Origin of the sequence: Bacteroides zhangwenhongii (assembly GCF_009193325.2) — a bacterium.
GTDB classification, from domain to species: Bacteria; Bacteroidota; Bacteroidia; order Bacteroidales; family Bacteroidaceae; genus Bacteroides; species Bacteroides zhangwenhongii.
In genome coordinates this window covers 4272398-4291178 of sequence record NZ_CP059856.1, presented here as the reverse complement: position 1 = coordinate 4291178, position 18781 = coordinate 4272398, and the positions used below count along the sequence as shown (strand labels likewise).

Annotated in this window: 11 protein-coding genes and 1 pseudogene; 2 read left to right on the top strand and 10 right to left on the bottom strand. The window is 36.0% G+C overall.

Annotated elements, in window-relative coordinates:
* Positions 1-173: 173 nt before the first annotated feature.
* From GD630_RS16965 to GD630_RS16930, 8 genes are all read right to left on the bottom strand, one after another.
* A complete protein-coding gene (locus GD630_RS16965) occupies positions 174-1259 on the bottom strand; it encodes an SGNH/GDSL hydrolase family protein (protein WP_143865186.1) in 1086 nt (361 codons plus the stop codon).
* A 17-nt stretch (positions 1260-1276) separates the two neighbouring features.
* The gene (locus tag GD630_RS16960; protein ID WP_143865187.1) at positions 1277-3763 is read right to left on the bottom strand and encodes a family 20 glycosylhydrolase; all 2487 of its coding nucleotides are present in this window, start codon (positions 3761-3763) and stop codon (positions 1277-1279) included.
* Positions 3764-3811: 48 nt separating this feature from the next.
* On the bottom strand, positions 3812-4708 hold the full coding sequence (locus GD630_RS16955) for a glycerophosphodiester phosphodiesterase family protein (RefSeq protein ID WP_143865188.1): 897 nt from the start codon (positions 4706-4708) through the stop codon (positions 3812-3814).
* A gap of 63 nt (positions 4709-4771) precedes the next feature.
* Entirely contained in the window at positions 4772-6217 is a 1446-nt protein-coding gene (locus tag GD630_RS16950) for a hypothetical protein (RefSeq protein ID WP_143865189.1), read from the bottom strand.
* Positions 6218-6258: 41 nt separating this feature from the next.
* Complete coding sequence (locus GD630_RS16945) at positions 6259-8031, bottom strand: RagB/SusD family nutrient uptake outer membrane protein (protein ID WP_143865190.1); 1773 nt, start codon at positions 8029-8031, stop codon at positions 6259-6261.
* A 12-nt stretch (positions 8032-8043) separates the two neighbouring features.
* Positions 8044-10947 carry a SusC/RagA family TonB-linked outer membrane protein gene (locus GD630_RS16940; protein ID WP_394368265.1) on the bottom strand — a complete coding sequence of 968 codons (2904 nt, stop codon included), beginning with the start codon at positions 10945-10947 and terminating at the stop codon, positions 8044-8046.
* Positions 10948-11070: 123 nt separating this feature from the next.
* On the bottom strand, positions 11071-12243 hold the full coding sequence (locus tag GD630_RS16935; protein WP_143865192.1) for a glycerophosphodiester phosphodiesterase family protein: 1173 nt from the start codon (positions 12241-12243) through the stop codon (positions 11071-11073).
* 268 nt (positions 12244-12511) lie between these two features.
* On the bottom strand, positions 12512-14134 hold the full coding sequence (locus tag GD630_RS16930; RefSeq protein WP_143865202.1) for a DUF6377 domain-containing protein: 1623 nt from the start codon (positions 14132-14134) through the stop codon (positions 12512-12514).
* Positions 14135-14560: 426 nt separating this feature from the next.
* Between GD630_RS16930 and GD630_RS16925 the strand changes: the two genes are divergently transcribed.
* Positions 14561-15172 carry an HU family DNA-binding protein gene (locus tag GD630_RS16925; RefSeq protein WP_143865193.1) on the top strand — a complete coding sequence of 204 codons (612 nt, stop codon included), beginning with the start codon at positions 14561-14563 and terminating at the stop codon, positions 15170-15172.
* Positions 15173-15351: 179 nt separating this feature from the next.
* Here the strand turns inward: GD630_RS16925 and GD630_RS16920 are convergent, their stop codons facing one another.
* Entirely contained in the window at positions 15352-16488 is a 1137-nt protein-coding gene (locus GD630_RS16920; protein ID WP_007763158.1) for an AAA family ATPase, read from the bottom strand.
* A 96-nt stretch (positions 16489-16584) separates the two neighbouring features.
* A pseudogene (locus tag GD630_RS21670) lies at positions 16585-16701 on the bottom strand (AAA family ATPase); the annotation flags it as partial.
* Positions 16702-17382: 681 nt separating this feature from the next.
* Between GD630_RS21670 and GD630_RS16915 the strand changes: the two are divergent.
* Entirely contained in the window at positions 17383-18777 is a 1395-nt protein-coding gene (locus GD630_RS16915; RefSeq protein ID WP_143865194.1) for a hypothetical protein, read from the top strand.
* Positions 18778-18781 lie beyond the last annotated feature (4 nt).

The window sequence follows — 18781 nt, the reverse complement described above, 5'->3', positions numbered from 1 at the left end:
ATTTGTCCTGCATGTGTGGTGTAGGGCTGTTGTTTACAGACACAAATGTACTGCAAATATTTCACAGAAGCAAATGTATCGTCTCGACACCTTGTATGCAATATTTTAGCGGCAGGAAGTTTTTTATGTATTCAATTTGTGGCATTGTCCCATTAAATTATTAGCCAATAAATTTACTTCCTAAATTTAATATCTAAAATTTCAGCCAAGGCAGGCTTGATCTTCTCCAACATTCGTTCAAACCCTAAATCGCTAGGATGAACACCATCAACAGTACCCTCATGATCTGTTCCTAGAAAATGATTTTCTTTTATTAAGTATAAGTTTTTAAAACCGAGTTCGTGAAGGATGTGTATTTGATCTTCTATTGCTCTATTTTGTTCTTTTACCATCTTACATATTTTCATGTTAAAATTCCCTTTCTCACGAATAACGGACTGAATGACAATTATGGGAGCATCGGTATGTTTGTCACGGATCGTTTTTATGAAATTGATAGTTCTATCACATATCTCATCGACTGAAGGATTGGGAATACAATCCAAAATAAAAGCATCAACATCATTTATTTGAGATAACATTTTTGCAACAGGTAATTCCATCTTGCCATTTCCACTTAACCCCATATTAATAAACTGATATCCACTACTACGTGATAGTTGAGACGGGTAAGCCAGTCCAGGTCTACTGGCAGATGCTCCTTGGGTAATACTCGACCCATAAACAATGATTTTTCCTTTAAATGGATTATCCATCTTTTTCAAATAGGATTTTTTTGATACTCCTATCTCTAAATGTGTAATTTCATCATATAAAGGTAAATATATCAAACATTCTTTTTCTGATTCATCCATATTTTCTGCTAATATAGAAGATGAATCTATGCCTTGGGGAATACCGACCCCTGCATACTGCCATATTCCATCTTTTCTAATGTATAAATCAAGTCCTTTTTGCATAATGGGAGTCATATTGGCATTTTGTTTTTTATTAGGCACTCTCCATTTCACCTTTATCACTGAACTATTTGTTTTAAAAGCAATGGCAAGTCCCGCCGAATAAGTATACAGTTGTTTTACAGTCAATGGCAGATTTTGATAATGAGCCGTGTCAATGCGATGAAAAAAATCTCCTTCCACAGTAGCTTTACCAATTAATTGTAAATTGCTGGCATTTGTATAAACTATGTTTTCTTCATTGGCTGCTTGTAGCCATAAACCAGCATAAAAAGCAAATAGAATCAAAATATGTCTTTTCATATATAAAATATGATTACCTAATTAAATTGGGGATTCAGACTCACCGTTACACTCTTTTTGTTTCCTACAAAAAGCTTGGCTTTAACTTCATTTGTCCTGCATTTCACTGGCTTATTCCAAATCTTGGAATTTTTAGTAGGCTCTTTCCCGTCAGTGGTATAGTGGATTTCTCCACCCAAAATAGGAGTGTTTGCAAATAAGAAACCATCTTTGTCAATATATAAACCTGGAAAAGGTAGCCTATAGTTTATATTCATTTTATCCCAATAAGGGATTTCTTTTTGGGATATACGCTTGTAATAAAATGCCAGATCCTTTTCAAAAGCAAGCTGCTCGTCTATGCCTGTCATAGGTTCCCATATGGGAGAAGAGTGCCATCCACGTTCGGCAAGCCCCATAATTTTAGGAAATAAATAATATTCAACTCCTTTGTAATTGCGAATAGTTTCACTCCACAAGGCAGATTCTACTCCTTTAATGTTTTTACGTCCTTCGGCTGTCAAGGATGTTTTTTCCTCTTGTATTTGATTAGCGAGGAGGTGAGTACGTATTGAGCGGTAGATGCAATAAGGAAGTAGAGCGAAGGATTTTGATTCATCAACGTATCCATTCCAATTATGTCCTGGTTCATCTGGATGTGCATCATACGCCAGATCGAGATAAAAATTAGTGGCATTACTCAAAATAACAGGATACCCTTTATTGGCAAACTTATAGATTAATTCATCCGAATGATTATTGGCAGAGGTTCGCCAACAAGAAATGCCAAAAGCATTATCAGTTAAATACTGCTCGGAGATTTCATCATGTCCTAGAACAACCTCTTGCCAACCTGAAAAAGGTATTTTTTGTTCTTTTAAAAAATCGACCATCCTCATTATAAAATAATCAGATAGTTCTTGTACATCGGTCATACTATATTCCAGCATGAAATCTTTGCAAATTGGAGATCCTTGCCAAGCACCTTCGGCAACTTCATCTCCACCTATATGGATAGATTTTAATGGTACACCAGCTTCTTCATACATAAGTTGAAGTTCTTGTATCACTTTCTTCATAAAACGATAAGTAGAAGGCATCGCTACATTCATTACATTGTCCGAATACCCTTGTGCCGACACATAATGGGAAGCATCGTGAATGTCGTTCAATAGGTATTCATGTGCTTTAATAGGATCTGTCTCAAGATATCTCTCATAACGGGCCTTCATGGCAACAATGGCAGCACGGGCATGTCCTGGAGATTCAATCTCCGGGATTATTGACACATGCCGATCAGCTGCATATCGAAGCAAGTCAATAAATTCATCACGAGAATAAAAGCCATTACCTGATGTCTCTGACTGATAATCGAAATTCCCATTATATGCAGGATACAAACATTCGGATTCATCATAAGTATGTCCCCTGTGAGAGGCTATTTCCGTCAATTCCTCTAACCCTGGAATTTGTAGGCGCCATCCTTCATCATCTGAAAAATGAAAACGAAAAACATTTAGTTTATAAGAAGACAATATATCTATTAATTTCTTTAAATCAGTTATCCCTATGAAGTTACGTGCTACATCTTGCATATGTCCTCTATAGGAAAAATCCGGATAGTCCTTGATGAAAACAGATTTTATGGAATAAGGGACCTCCTGCCCTTTCAATAAGGACAAGAAAGTTTGTATTCCATTGAAGATACCGTGCGGAGTTATTGCTGAAATATGTATTTTATCGTTTGTCACATTCAATTCATAATATTCTTCGTTGACGGCATTTTCTTTCTGCTGCAAGTAGTCTAGTGTCAATTGGACTTCTGATAGAGAGTCTTCTACAATCGCATATAGGGAAGCTAATTTGTCTTTCATTATGGCTACTTCCGTATGAAAATCCGGATGGGCAACAATATGTATTACATTCTTTAGTTTCAGATATGACTGAGAATATGATACGTGTTTCACTGCAGGTATCACTTCTATACCATTTGCATGCTTCATTGCACTCTCTATACGTTTATTGTCTTTATACACTTGGATAGCTTTTTCATTTTTTGAGTATATAAATGGTAGCGAACGAGTGACTAATTCTATAGGTAATGGAGTCGAGCTATGAGACTCATCTACCCAATAAACTCCTTCTGGTTTCATTGAGTATCCCGGCATTTCTCCGCGTCCACTTATAATTAGTATAATAGAATCACCTGGATTTAAAGGTTTGTAATTTTCTTTAGGAGAGATACGGTGAAATGTTCCTTTCACATTCTCTACCTTTACCATATTTGATTGTTGCTTGCAACTTTTCATTGGAAACTGGGAATAAAAAAGGCTCCAATTGCGACCAAGAGGAGTGTTGGATATGTTTTTAATAACAAATCTATGTTCATTGTTATTACTCTTGTTTATATCTGGTACACTCACTTGCCACGACACAGAAACTGGAGCTTTCCTATTTGACAGCTCACAACCTATTACAACCATGAATGTACATAATATTAATGATATATTAATTACCTTACTCATAATTCTCTTTTATTTCATCTCACTATTAATAAATCAAATCAACGCCCATTACTTATGTAATTTTCTTTTTCGAAGATATTGTAATAAATAGGCTGGGCGGTCGGTTTGGATGATGCGTGCTCCTAATTTATCTATCAAATATCCATAACCTGCATCTGGATTTGATAGTGAAAGGTCGTCATCATGTCCACCTGCCATCGTGTCCCATAGTGTATTATACCAAATCAAAGATTTTCCTTTCAACATAGCAGGAATTCTTTTAGGCAATTCGTTGTTGTCTTTTATAAACAATAGTTCGAAAGCAACAGGATTAATATCCTTACAAAACTGTTCTATTTGTTGTTCCGCATTAAGTTTATCCAAGCTCACAATAGGCATATAGATGATTTCACAGAGATATTTCTCATATTGTCCTTTGACTTGTTCAACAGATTTACCTCCTTTCATTATAACCTGATTGACGGTTCCCGTCTTTTTTAATAAAGCGTAAACTTCATCAAAGTAACGATCAGCCTTGTCGAGATTTATCATAATTTTCCCCTTGGTTAACAGTAATGCTTCCTCCAAAGTTGGAACTTTGTGTTTTGTTCGAATTGCACAGCCATTTCGAAGGTATAAGTTTGATATGTAATCCATTGTAACCTCTGACACCTTCCCCTTTCCGGTTGTCGTACGATTCAAAGTTTCATCGTGCATTAAAATAAGGACTCCATCTTGGGTTCGTTGCACATCTAATTCTACGATATCTACTCCCATTTTTATTGCATTTTCAATTCCTTCAAGAGAATTCTCAGGAAAATTGCGCCAATCGCCTCTGTGAGCAACAACCAATACACTGTTAGTAGAACGAGACATTAATTGCTCGCGAATTTGGCTCACTCGATTTTGTGCATAAAATTGAGTCGATAATAAGGTAATTATGAATGATAAAATAATTCTTTGCATGATTTTTGTTGATTATATGATGGAAAGGGCGTATTTAGAATTATACGCCCTAATTTGGTTTAACTATAGCCCGGCATCGTATGCGCCTGCCTGCATTTTCTCTACATTACGGGATTTGCCACGCCCATCAATGCTGAACGCTGATTCACCGCACCATTCCAAAAAACTAACTCCTATTGCCTTATCATCTACTTTGAAATCTCTTACAACGTCTATTACTTCTCGTGTAGTGGCAAAATTTTTAATTTTTTCTTCTGATACATTCCATTGGTAAACGCCATCTGTAAGTTCTGGCTCCGGCATTTGGACATCGCTATAATCAGTGTCTTTCTCTGTAGCTCCCCAGCCTTGATCAGCTGCTTGGTAGACATTGTAGCCTTTGGAAAGATAGGAAGACTTATCGAGGTAAATTGTTCGAGTTCCTTTCCCTTTGCTAAATAGAGAATTTACTAAAACTGCAGAATAACTAGGACTTCTAAGTACACCATAATTATTTTTTTCGTTACCTATAATAGTTGTATTCGCAAATAAAAAATAACCGTCCCCATTAACAACAATGTTTCTGTCGTCATTACCAGCCGCTCCCCAGATGGTTGTATTATTCATACACATAATAGCCTTGCCGCCTGTATGAATCGCTGTACTCCATTGTCCTGTGACATAGTTCTCATATAAGGTACATGTATTCATAAATAATTGACAGTTACCATTTGCTACTATCAAGGCACCACCACGATCTCCTGCAATGTTATCATGTATTTCTACATTATTCATAAACACATTACCTTGATTGATAAAGATGGCACCACCACGAGGGGGCGTTGCCTTTTTTACATTAAAATTTTTAATTACACAATCTGTTAGGTATAATGAGCTGATTCCATTAGAGTAAAATGCTCTCACAGCTCCATCTGTTTCCTTGTCATATTTTCCATCGAACACACAACCATTGAAGTATAAGTTCATTTGATTGCCCAATTGAAAAACTGAATTGGTAGTTTTGCCTGCATTGCTATCCGTATTTCGTATCAATGATGTGATAAAACGTTTGGTATCCCTTTTGCTTAAATCGCCACCAGTGCTCTCTGGATCATAGCCGCCTTCTATATAAATATCTACAGAGCTGTTGTAACTAGTGTAATCCATTCTTATTCCAGCATCGTTTTTTACTAACTTATATTCACCTGCAGCCAAATAGATGTTCTTTCCATCCAGTCTTTCTGCATTTTCAATTGTGATATCTGCGTCGCTGTTTGCACTTAGCAAGTTACAGAAATAATCTGCACTCATTGCATTGTCCCATGAACTGCCATCAAGACTCCCTTTTCCTGTTGGAGAAACATAATAGCACTCCAGATCTTCTGGCATAATCACTTCCTCATCCAAATCATCTGTTCCTGTTACCAATGGAGGGTCTACCATTTCATAGTTCTCTTGGCAAGCCTGATTCATAAACAAGGCACAAGCTATCATTGTCAAATATGAGAGTATAAATAATATTTTTTTCATTGCATCTTCTTTTTTAAAGTTCAACTGTTTATTTTCTTTTGTCAACGAATGATATCTGGATAGCCCGGATTTTGTTTCAAATATTTATTCTGCTCCAAAACTTTCTGAGGAATGGGAAATAATTCATAATGGTCATCTTTATCTTTAGGCTTATCCCACCATTCTTCTTGAAAACGTCCAAAACGTATGAGATCTGTGCGACGACGAGTTTCATTTAAGAATTCACGCCCCCATTCATCCAACATTTCTTTTAGGTCAATTTTTACATTGCCTTCAGGCTTATAAGCAATGTCTGCACTGAAAACTTCATAATTACGTTTACGAACACTGTTCAACAATTTTCCTGCTTCATCTACCCTGTTTAAACGAATTAAACATTCTGCTTGGGAATATATGATTTCGGGCAAACGCATAATGGTATAATCCGACTCAGCAAAATATCCACCAGTAAATGAATAAAATGGATATTTCACACAATAGAGTCCTGAGTTAAAGTCTCCATTCTCATATTTGGACTCTGCATAATTGAGATTGGATATAATTCCCTCCGGAGCTTTTCCTTCAAAACGCCCTACTTGATCTCTTAAATAAATAACGTATTGATTGAAGGGATCATAGGCATATCCGCCATTCATTCGTGCATTGGGCACTCTGCCTTCCAAAAAAAACATTCCTTCGCGTGATTTATTGCTTGTATTTTTGTATTGTTTGTAACGTACATCTCCTGGATATTTCAAGAATTTTTGCGTTACCATACCTAACTCATAAGTAAATAATTGAGGTGGATTTTGATTGTCATAACTTGGAGAAAGAGCAAACTGTGGATTTCGCTCACCATCTCCTTCAATATCCAAATAGTTGGCAGATCCATAGGGCATACTACGTCCATATACTGTACGGTGGTTCTGAAGCATATGCCAATGATTCATTCCATACGAAGAGGGAAATGCAAATATTACTTCATTGGATGTATCATTGTTCCAATCGAAAGCTTCATACCAATTTTGAGCAACTGCATAATATCCAAAATCTCCTTTTGTAATGCGAGCACACATCTCTTCACAAGCATTCCACTTTGCTTCACCAATCCATTTTTCTGCATTTAAGTACAAACGTACCAACAGTCCTGCAGCAAATGCTTTAGTACATTGTCCCTGTTGTATCCCATTGCCTGATTGACCATTTTTGGTAGGTAAACTAGACAAACAATCAGTCAATTCCTTTTCTATAAAATTGAACAAAATTTTCGGTTCAACCTGTTTCTGATTTTCAGGTAATTTATTTATGGCTTGATCGGAAGATGTACAAAGTACGGCATAACGATAGACATTGAGCAAACGTAAGTATTGATAAGCACGGATACAACGCAATTGCCCTTTGAAGCCGTCCCATTCTTCACCCGTGAATCCAAAGTGGTCTGGAGATAAACGATTTAAGTCATCTAAAATAACATTGGCTTGAGCAATCGTTAAATAAATACTATTCCATTCTTGATTCCAGCGTTCTTCAACTAAATCATCATACTGATGACGATGAAACTTAGCCCACACACCACCATCAACCCACCATGTTCCACGGCTAGGAGTTATTAATTGGTCAGCACAGCACTCTTCACTCCAATTCGCCTGATTTACAGTGGAATAAATTCCTTCAAATGGGCGAAATACAGCATTGATAATATCTTGTTTTGTTCTATAATAATTATCAGACATTACAGAACTATATACTGCTTCATCCAAATCCGTACACGATGAGAAACTGTATACTGCAATAGCTATAAGTCCTAATTTAATGATATCTTTTATTTTTCTCATACTATTCTTATCTTAAAAGTTAACTTGTAAACCTAAAATGAATTGAAAAGCGGATGGATAATAGTTTGCGTTACCCCCAAATGTTCCAGGGGTTAAACCATTTATCTGATAGGTTGAGGGATCTACACCAGAGAATTTTGTAAATGTGTACAGATTGTTAGCAGTACCAAAGATACGAATTCTATCTATGTACTTTTTCTTTATGTCGAGCGTGTATCCTAATGTAATATTATCAATTTTTAGATAATCTCCCGGCTCAATAAAATAGTCGCTCAATATATTAATTCCTTTTTTAATATGTGCATTTTTTGAAAAAGCTGTAGTCAGCAAATTGGTTGTTCCACTTTGCAATCCATAATAAAAATCATGTACATTAAAAATGTCAAACCCACATGCTCCGCGCAAAGCAATGGTCAAATCAAAGTTTTTATAAACGAAGTTGTGAGTCATTGAACCTGTAAATTTAGGTAGGCCATTACCTGTGATACTTTTATCATCTTCAGTTGCCTCTGCAATTGAAATAGCTTTGCCATCCTTGTTGTACACCATCCAATCTCCTTCTTTATCTACGCCAGCATAACGGTAAGTAAAATAGTTGCCTATCCGTTGCCCTTCTTCAATTCGCTGCAGATATCCTGGATTATTGGGGTTTGCCATCTCACAGGTTGAATAATAGCTCTGCCCTTTGTAAATATCATTGGAGAAACTAACAAACTTGTTATTGTTCGTTGCACCAACCACAGTCATATTCCATGTAAAGTCCTTCATTCTAATAAGATTGGCTGTGATATCGAATTCAAACCCTGTATTGCGCAATGTTCCTACATTAGCATAAATAGTACTATACAAGTTAGGAGGTGTAGGAACATTGTAGTTCCCTAGCAAATCTTCTTGCTTACGAATATAATAGTTCAGTGAACCACTGATTCTGTTCTTAAACAATGAAAAATCTAATCCTATATTTTGATTGCGTCCCTGCTCCCATCTAAGTTCAGAATTAACGTTCTTACTTGGTCCCCATACGTGGAAACTATTTCCATTATATTGATACCAGCCAAAAGCTTGATAGGTTGCTAATGATTTGTAATTGCCTATTTCCTGATTGCCGGTCATACCATAGTCATAGCGTATTTTTAGATCGTCAATCCAAGAGATTGAGTCCATGAACTTTTCATCTGAAATACGCCAACCTAGCGAGAATGCCGGAAAATTTCCCCATTTATGATTTTTCCCAAAACGGGAAGAGCCCTCATGACGTAAAGAAAAAGTTAGCATATATCGTTCTTTCCAATCGTAGTTGACACGTCCGAAAAAAGATATTAGCTTATGGTCACTTTTAGATGATCCCATCATTGTTTTCCCTTCTATAGAGGCGTATAAACCCGCTCCTAAATTATTGTATCCTAAAGCATCCGAATCAAAGTTCCAATTTTCAGCATCAAACCCTTGACTGACACCGTACATATAGCTATATCCTAACATCGCACGAATCTGATGATTTTTTATCCGAGTTGAGAAATTCGTTATCCATTCAAGGTTTGTGTCTGAACTTTTAGCAAAAGAACGTTTCGCCTTGCCATCTATTCCTGCATTCACATTTGGACCATAAGTAGAAGGTGTAAATGTACCAATTAATTTGTCTACCTTATATTGCGATACTGTTATTTGAGACTTCAGTACCATATTAGGGTTTTGCGGATTAAATAGCGGAAGTAAATTGACACCTGCAGAAGCATTCCATTCTAGAATGTCAATTTCTGTATCATCCTGTTCTTCTGTGAGTCGCTCGACAATGTTATATAACCCACTACCTGAAGGAAAGCGATAATACCCATTTTTTTCTTTTGGATCGTAAACAGGTACTGTTGGATTATTTTGGATAGCACCTGTAAAAACATTAGCTGCGACTTGACGTTTGATATCACGAGGACTAATATTGGCTGAAAATGTAAAAAGTCCATCTTTCGTTGTATGATTTATGCTTGCACGTGCCCCATATTCTCGGCGGTCAGAACGAAGGTCCACTCCTTCCGCATTCCGGTAATCGACCGTCAAACGGTAGTTTGTACGGGCAGTACCTCCAGATAATGTTAATGTATGCATGTGTGTGACTCCTAGACGAGTGATTTCATCGAACCAGTCTGTACTAGAACCTAAATCATTCAGAGGGTTGGATGGTATACAATATGCCCGATATTGTTCTGCATTCATGATATCTAACTCATTTTTCACTTTATTGAAGGTAACAGATGTACTATATGTAGTATGAATTTGTCCATCTTTACTACCTTTCTTAAGATTGACCAAAATAACCCCATTGCTACCACGAGTACCATAGATAGCTGATGCTGCTCCATCTTTCAGCACATCAATCGATTCAATATCTGCAGGATTAATATTGGTTAGGTCACCTCCAGGTATGCCATCAATAACAATGAGTGGACTGAGACTTGCATTGCGTGATGATATACCACGTATTTGAATACTGCCCGTACTGTTAGGGTTTGCTAAGGCTGTGTTGGATACAGATACACTGGAGACTTTTCCTTGTAATAGCATTGATGCATCTAAGCTTGAAATTTGATTTAAATCTTTGGCACTGACGTGTGAAATAGCAGAAGTCATTTCTTTGCGCTTCATTGTTCCATAACCGACAACTACTACTTCGTTTAAGAGTGTGTTTTCTTCCTTTAGGACAATACGTAACAGCTTTTGTTTTCCTATTGCTATTTTTTGAGTCTCATAACCAATGTATGAAACTGTAAGGTAACTATTCTGTGGTACTGCAATAGTGAACTCACCATCCATATTTGTTACGGTTCTTTCGTGTGAATCAATTACTTGAATTGTGGCACCTATTATGACCTCGCCTTTTTCATCTACAATAATTCCTTTTACTTTCTGGTCTTGTTGCATTTTTATGGTTGTTGCATAAATATCTGTTCCACTCCAAAATGTAATCATTAGAGCTAATATGCAACAATATAGGTTGTGTAATTTATTGATCATAAATGTTATTATTTAGTATAAGACATAGGGTTAACGTTTTCCTCGTTGTTTCAAAGCTTTAATAAGTTCCTTGGGAACATCTGTCATAATCATTTTTACGTCTGGGAAAATGGTGAGCAAATCATCTAAATATTCTTCATTCAGTTCATATTCAGAAACATCGCTACCTGTCCAGGCAAGCATACCAATGGAAACAATCATACCATCTGCTATGCCCTTGGACATATCAGTACTCTTGCCATTTGTCATATAACTGCCTTGAATAAAGTAGGCCCCCGGTAAACCAACCAAGGCTTTGTGTGCACCGACCCATGGATATGCATGTGCATCCTTATCCAGATCCAACACTTCTTTTACTTTCTGTTCACTATTGCAGTAAAAGAATACAGATTCCATCATTTCCATTTTTTTGACGATATCAAAAACTTGTTTAGTAGATGCAGTACGGGGTGAATAATCCAGATTGAAATATATTTTCCCTCGACCGGCTTTCAAGAAGGCTTCTAGAGTTGGAATTTTTTCATCTGTCAAATTTCCATTTCTATCTTTTAGGTAATATTTCTGAATTTCTTCGAAAGTCATCTTTGTAATATCACCACTGCCATTAGTGGTCGCATTAATTGTCTGATCATGGCATACAACAACCACGCCATCTTTAGTTACATGAGTATCACATTCTATGATTTCCGCACCTGACTTGATAGCCGCTGATACAGAAGAAATCGAGTTCTCGGGAATAGTTAAATCGGTTGTATGTGCCCGATGAGTCATAGCCCATACTTTTTTATAATTAGGATCTTTAAACTGTTTCATCGCTTCGGTTAAAGCCAACAAGTTATAAATCCTTATCCGCTTTTGGATTTTATGCTCTCCAGCCGTAATATTCATCGTATAATCTCCGCTCTGGGTATATTTATGTGTTATCACATCAGTAGACATACCTTCTTTTATAGTTCCATCTCCGAAATCAATATGAATATTGATCTTCTTATCAAGATTCAGAAACCTTACTTCTACTACTTCCTTCAACATGGCTCTCGTACATGTGGAAAGATACGGATTCTTTTTTACTGAGTCTTCGTCTGAACATGCTGTAAAGATACTACCTATATATAATAGCAATATCCAACAACAGTTCATCGCCAACATTTTAATAGTTATCCCTTTGCTATGGGACAAGGAAAGCAAATAATTTTTCTTCATTAGCGTTATATTTTATGATTAACAATTACAATACAAATGATATTTTCATTTGCGGTGATAAAATTAATAATAAAGAGAAAGCGTTAAATCGGTGAAATTGAAAGAAGTAGATTTCAAAACATCACCTTACACATAAAACACTGATTATCTACTAATTAGTACACATCACATAGACTAAGAAAGTAGAATATATAACCGTAGATGGTAGAGTATTTTTCTAGCAGAAAATCTCTATGATACTTCTTGTAATTACTTTGTAATGCTATTGTTATTGTATTTGCATCACTTTTTCTTCGAAGACATCACGTGATAGTGCTTTTTCACGTAGACGTGTTCGGTAATTGTAGATGGTAGTTGGAGAATAATGTAATAATTCAGCAATCTGAGCGCTCTTTACAAAACCCAAGCGAATTAAAGCACAGATACGAAGTTCTGTATTTAGTAGTTCTCCTTCTTTCAGTATAAATTGTTCATCGGGAAGAAGTAAATCATTTACAGAGGTTACAAAATTGGGAAATATATGTAGAAATGCTGAGTCAAAATGCTCGTATAGTTCTTGCTGCTCCGTGACAAGTAGATCGCTGGCACATGAGGTCATTTTCATCAAGTCAGAATACTCTTTCTTAAGCAACTTTTTATTGACTTGTTTACGAAAATTGTGCATACGGTCTACATAAGTAGAACATAACTTAAAAAATCGGGAGATATATACTTCTTTAATATTATTGCTGTCTAAAAGTTCCAAATTGGCTTTTTTAAAATTGTTATTGGCAACTGTTAGGTCCTTGTTTAAACTTTGTTGTTTTTCTTTAGCCACCTTCAGGTTCATCATTTGACGATAAACATACATCAATGTTACTCCCAACAGGAATGACAATAACGTAATTAGTAATAAATAAAACTGAAGTTTCTCATTCTGCTTGCTTATTATACCTTGAAAACGACTATTAATCATAGAATAGGGTATAATATGTCTCCAATTTCGCATACGAGTTTTATATGCCTCAGTCACACTCCATGAAAAATTGATATAAGTATTTGCCCGAGTGATATCCCCCCTTTCATACATTATTTGTGCTAAATTCATAATTGAAGACTGTTCCTTTATGGCTGAACGTACGTCTGAAATAGCTGAAAGAATAAGATAATATAAAGATTCATCGTCTTTGCCCATTGTTCTCAAAATGCCGGATCGGTCATAAGTAACTAAGGCATAAAAAGATGTGCCAAATGTGGCTGATTCCATACGTTTGTCATTCCAGTATAAAGCTTTTTGATAATCTCTTATTTCTTTAGCTTGAAACATTTTTTCTGACAAATAGGCATCATCAGCAGGAGATAATACCTGTAGTATGGAATCACGGTATGTTAAACCTATATTTCGATAATGCATCGAGGTGTGCTTGTTTCTAGGCAAACTTACTCCTGTTTCAAAGTACAAACGTTTACAATACATATAGTATCGTCCTAAGAGAGAAAAGGGAAGCGTGGAACGGTCTATCTTTGATAACATATCTTTAGCCTCCAGATACATTCCTACACATGTCAGCAAATATACTTCTTCCAATAAAGTCTCAACTTCACAAGTAAAATTATGTAAGTGTTTTGCTAAAGCCAAGTTTTTGTATAGATAATGAAATGCAGAATCTGAACTATATGTCTTATATTCATTATAAATTGAAAAGTTCAAAGCATAACGATCTATTGAATTAGGGGCAACAGTCATAGATTTTAAATTTTCTATGCGTTCCTTCTTATTTTTTTCATATATGCTGTAATTATTAATATCATGATCCAAAACATTGAGTAATGAATCTATTTCTTTATTAGCATATATCCAAGTGGATAATAAAAAAAATGTGATTGATAAGATATAACGCAAAGAATTCATTTTCTTCAACTATAATTGATTGTTTAGTACAAAGATAACGATTATTTAATAATAATCAACTTTCTAAGAATATTGTACCAAGAGACATACTAGCAAGAATATTCGTATCCTCTTTCAAACTTCCTCTTCCCCCTCTCCCAACAAGCTGTATTCCACAAAACAACTTACAGTATTTTATATGAAAACAACTGTCTAATCTCTTGTTTTCCAGCTCCAAATGTCGTATCTTTGATGAAGCATTGCAACCGTTCCACTCCAGTGATCAGATCCGTCTACTCTAGTGAACAGTACCGTTCACAGTAGTGCACAGAACCATTCACTAGAGTGGAACGGTTGCAATGCCGGTAAATTATCCGAAAACAAAGGCAAGATATGCCAACAACATAAGTAGCCTGACATATAAATCACCATTAAATCAAAACAGAAATGGCAATACAATTCGAGTTTTACAAGAATCCCCAACCGGAAAAAGAAGAGGAAGAACCAAGTTACCACCCAAGAGTGGTTAATTTTCAACACGTCACTTCTCAAAGGTTGGCAATGGAAATTCATCAGGCAACTACTTTCGGAAAATCAGAAGTAGAAGCTATGTTGATGGAATTGAGCAGATGCATGGGAAATCATCTCCGCGAAGGAGAAAGAGTACATTTGGACGGAATCGGTTATTTTCAAATCACTTTGCAAACAACCGAACCGGTACATTCACTCAGCACACGTGCTGATAAAGTGAAATTTAAATCCATCCGCTTCCAAGCCGATAGAGATCTAAGAAGTGCATGTATAGCTACTCATGTGCGACGCTCAAAATACAAACCACACTCCGCTTCCCTTTCCCAAGAAGAAATAGATAATAAATTGACGGAATATTTTGTAACCAATGTCGCCCTGACACGTTCCAGAATGCAATCGCTTTGTGAATTCACCCAAAGCATGGCGGCACGGCAACTCCGCCGGTTGAAAGCGGAAGGCAAGTTGAAAAATATCGGAAAACCGACACAGCCCATCTACGTTCCGGCTACAGGATATTATGAGAGATAAATCGGAAATCTATGAGAGATGAAGGAGAAAAGTATGAGAGATACTTTGGATTTCTGCATCTCTCATAATATAACCATCTAGTAATTAACGGTTTATATTAATTTATGAGAGATATGAGAGATGAAGAATCAAAATGCATCTAGTATGAATCAATAATTCTCTCTTAACAAATGAATATTTTATATCCAGTTCAGGCAAAGTTTCCGTTTAAGCCACATAGCTAAAAAGCGATCGCTAATGGAATAAAAGTTATTGTTTTCTGTCGTAATTAAATCACTATCCAACAACCTTTTTGCCGCTGACTGTACAGAACTGGCAGAAGACAAATTATACTTCTTGATAAATGCTCCAGACTGAATCCTTTCTGCCTTTCCCTCGCAAGCCAAAGCCTTAAGTAATCCACGTTGTTTTTCAGGAATACCATAAAGAATTGACTCATAGATCTCTCCGCTATCATCCAGTTTCTTTTCAATGGCGTTGCGAATAATTTCAGCAGTACAAATATCCGTAGTCATATAATAAGCCAGATAAAAAACACTCTGTATATACCATGTATGCCCTTCAAATAATTCATAAACATACGCTACTTCCTCCGCACTAATCCGTTTACCCGATTCACGAAAATGCCGGATAATAAAATCGCTGTATTTCTCCAGTGGAATAGGCTTCAAACTCAATACGGAAGCACTATGATAGAATGGCTTCGAAGCACTGAAAAACATATTTTGCAGCATATGTCTCTGACTACCGGCAAAGATAAAAGATGCATTAGGACAATGCTGAACATACGTACGAAGCAGAGCTTCCGTGTGAGCCTCCGGATACTTACTAATTTGTTGAAACTCATCAATCGCTACGACACATCGTTTACTTGCAGTATTGATATAAGAGAATATTTCATCTAATGTCCGCTGAGGATCTTTGATATCTCCAATTCCGAAGGAGGCTTCCAGTAACCCTTGAGAATCAAAGCTAATGCGGAATTCCAAAGAACGGACAATTCGGCAGAATGCTTCTACGGCATTCTTTCCTTTGGGTTTCAACACCTCACAGATTTTATTACCCAGTAGTACAATAAAATCAGAAAGATTCAGCGTAGAATAAATATCAATAAAGAAGCAATAATAGTTCTCGCTAAGTTCAGGCTTATGAAAACAATGAAGTATCAACCCAGTCTTCCCCATTCGTCGGGGAGAAATCATGACTTTATTATTCCTACCCTCTATATCCATTATAATCTCGGCACTCTCTTGTTCTCTATCGCAAAAATATTCTGGTGATACATACCCAGAAGTAATAAAAGGATTCTGATTCATAATGATACAACAATTATTCTTTGCACCAAAGATAACAATTCTTAGCCATCATGCAAAAAGAATGATGCAAAAAGAATGATTATATAACAATAAATATATTCGTCTATAAAAAAGATTCATAATCACCGGAATAGGATTAGCAGATTCAGAATCTATGCTGTTCAGTACTTGTGAATCAATTTCTCCATTTACCATCCGATGAAGAGCAGGATGACCCTAGCAAGTAGTAATTCCCCATCTTTACCAATTGATAAATAAACGCCGTTTTATCAATATAAAAAGCCATCGCTACGAATCTTCTCAAAGTTCTATATACTGGAAATTCCATTTCCATTAAAAAAAATCCCAAAAACAATCGTTGTAAGTAAAATAATATTATATATGTTCCTAATCACAAACAGCCTAGACAAATATCTACTAAACGTTGACTTCTTCCGAAAAATCGGAGATATATTATATTACAAGAACAAACACTTTTATCGTTGCAAGAATAGTATTGAGGACTTATTTGCCAGTTGGGGATATGACATAAAAGATGTAATTTTCAGTTACTGCTATAACCTAGGAATGACAAAAGAACAGACGAGTAATATCCTTTACTTTTTCTGTAAGAGTTCTCTTAGTATGCCCACAGTCGGGATCTCCACTTTTGAACAATTTACAACCCATATCGAAGCTAGCTGTAAGGATAGTAACATCAAGACACACATCCGTACAATATTAGAGAATACTCCTAATACTATACAAATACGGATATCATCAGTCATCAATTGTGCTCATCGCCGTAGCACAGAAAAATCGAATAATATTCCATGTTTCTCATGTAGATATTACAACCGTAGTCTCACCATACTTAAAGCAAACCTAATAGACCACGAAAGTACGCCTTCTGATATGCCTAAAGCTATTAAATTTCTTCGTGCTATCCGTAATAAAGAATTAAAATCATACCGTCACAGCGAACTAACGCAAGCAGCATTAACATTGGATGCTATGGGAAACGTGCAACTAAGTTGTTCGCAAAAAGAAGATTCTATCACGGAGGATTTAATAATGTTTATCCTCACTAATGACGAATCACAACTAAGGTATTATTCCTTCAGCCGAATAGAAAAAGCTATATTATACTATATGGCAGCAATGGAGTATCATTATAAAGCAGCAAACAATAAGGAAGGGACGCAATGTATAGTAAAAATATTCAATATCATTTCAGCATATATACGCACTCACCCAAATTCACTGCCCTCTTTTAGAAATATTATAGGTTTTGACATCGAACTTCAAAGGAGATTTGTATGTACAGCTATCGAAGAAACATATTCAAACCGAGACTATGACAATATAGTTAAAATAAATGAATTTAGGAGAAATATCCAGACTACAGAAAACATAAAACCCAAGTTCAACCTTGGGCTGACATCTATCATGCCCGACATAGAAGAGGTACTACTAGCATATTACGAAATAAAACTCAAGCTTAACCTAATACAACCCGATGAATTCTTTGATTTATATAATAGTCCATCACTCACTTATTTGCGATGTGATTCACTTACTTATAATCGAGTAATATCTCTACTTTTTAAGGTGAACCTGAATGAGTGCATGATGAATATTTTATTACAAAATGATTATATATGCAAGGATCACGCCATATCAATCAACAAAAGTCTCTACGAACAATACTTATTAAGCAAAGATGGAATAGACCCAGATAAAATTGAAAAAGTGCAGAGTTATCTTTCCAAATCAAAAGTATCCGACCACAAAGAATTAGTTGAGTTTTTCATTTCCGATTCTATTCTAGCTCTAACCTATATCACCGATTTCTTATCTCCGACAATCCGCTCCACCCTATTCACGAACAGCTTCTGTGGAGGAATATACCGTAATCTTTATATATGGACTTTACGAAAAGAAGCCGTGGAGAATATTTATAGAGAAAAAGTCATAAACGATTATAAAAGATTCAGAGATTTGCTTTTACAGAAACTCGAAAGTCATGCATGGAATATGTTACGAACCACATACCTTAGCGAGACAGCAAATATGTTTTACAATAATGCAATCGAGACGCACACTGAAGGCCAGACATACCAGAACTTTATAAAAGGATTTTATATCCTGGATGACGACCTACAAAATAATACATGCCAGTTCTATCTTGCTCTCGAAAGATATAAAATGAATATAGGTGATCTTATAAATGACCGTATTGAGAAACCAGCAGCTGAGAATAAATATTATCAACCGATAGAATACTTTAAATGGCCCAAACAAGGATAAAAGT

What these genes read in the sequence shown, in the direction of transcription:
- GD630_RS16935 (WP_143865192.1), bottom strand. Translation starts at nt 12,243, where the DNA reads ATGAAGAAAAATTATTTGCTTTCCTTGTCCCATAGCAAAGGGATAACT.
- GD630_RS16960 (WP_143865187.1), bottom strand. Translation starts at nt 3,763, where the DNA reads ATGAGTAAGGTAATTAATATATCATTAATATTATGTACATTCATGGTT.
- GD630_RS16925 (WP_143865193.1), top strand. Translation starts at nt 14,561, where the DNA reads ATGGCAATACAATTCGAGTTTTACAAGAATCCCCAACCGGAAAAAGAA.
- GD630_RS16920 (WP_007763158.1), bottom strand. Translation starts at nt 16,488, where the DNA reads ATGAATCAGAATCCTTTTATTACTTCTGGGTATGTATCACCAGAATAT.
- GD630_RS16945 (WP_143865190.1), bottom strand. Translation starts at nt 8,031, where the DNA reads ATGAGAAAAATAAAAGATATCATTAAATTAGGACTTATAGCTATTGCA.
- GD630_RS16965 (WP_143865186.1), bottom strand. Translation starts at nt 1,259, where the DNA reads ATGAAAAGACATATTTTGATTCTATTTGCTTTTTATGCTGGTTTATGG.
- GD630_RS16950 (WP_143865189.1), bottom strand. Translation starts at nt 6,217, where the DNA reads ATGAAAAAAATATTATTTATACTCTCATATTTGACAATGATAGCTTGT.
- GD630_RS16915 (WP_143865194.1), top strand. Translation starts at nt 17,383, where the DNA reads ATGCCTAAAGCTATTAAATTTCTTCGTGCTATCCGTAATAAAGAATTA.
- GD630_RS16955 (WP_143865188.1), bottom strand. Translation starts at nt 4,708, where the DNA reads ATGCAAAGAATTATTTTATCATTCATAATTACCTTATTATCGACTCAA.
- GD630_RS16930 (WP_143865202.1), bottom strand. Translation starts at nt 14,134, where the DNA reads ATGAATTCTTTGCGTTATATCTTATCAATCACATTTTTTTTATTATCC.
- GD630_RS16940 (WP_394368265.1), bottom strand. Translation starts at nt 10,947, where the DNA reads ATGCAACAAGACCAGAAAGTAAAAGGAATTATTGTAGATGAAAAAGGC.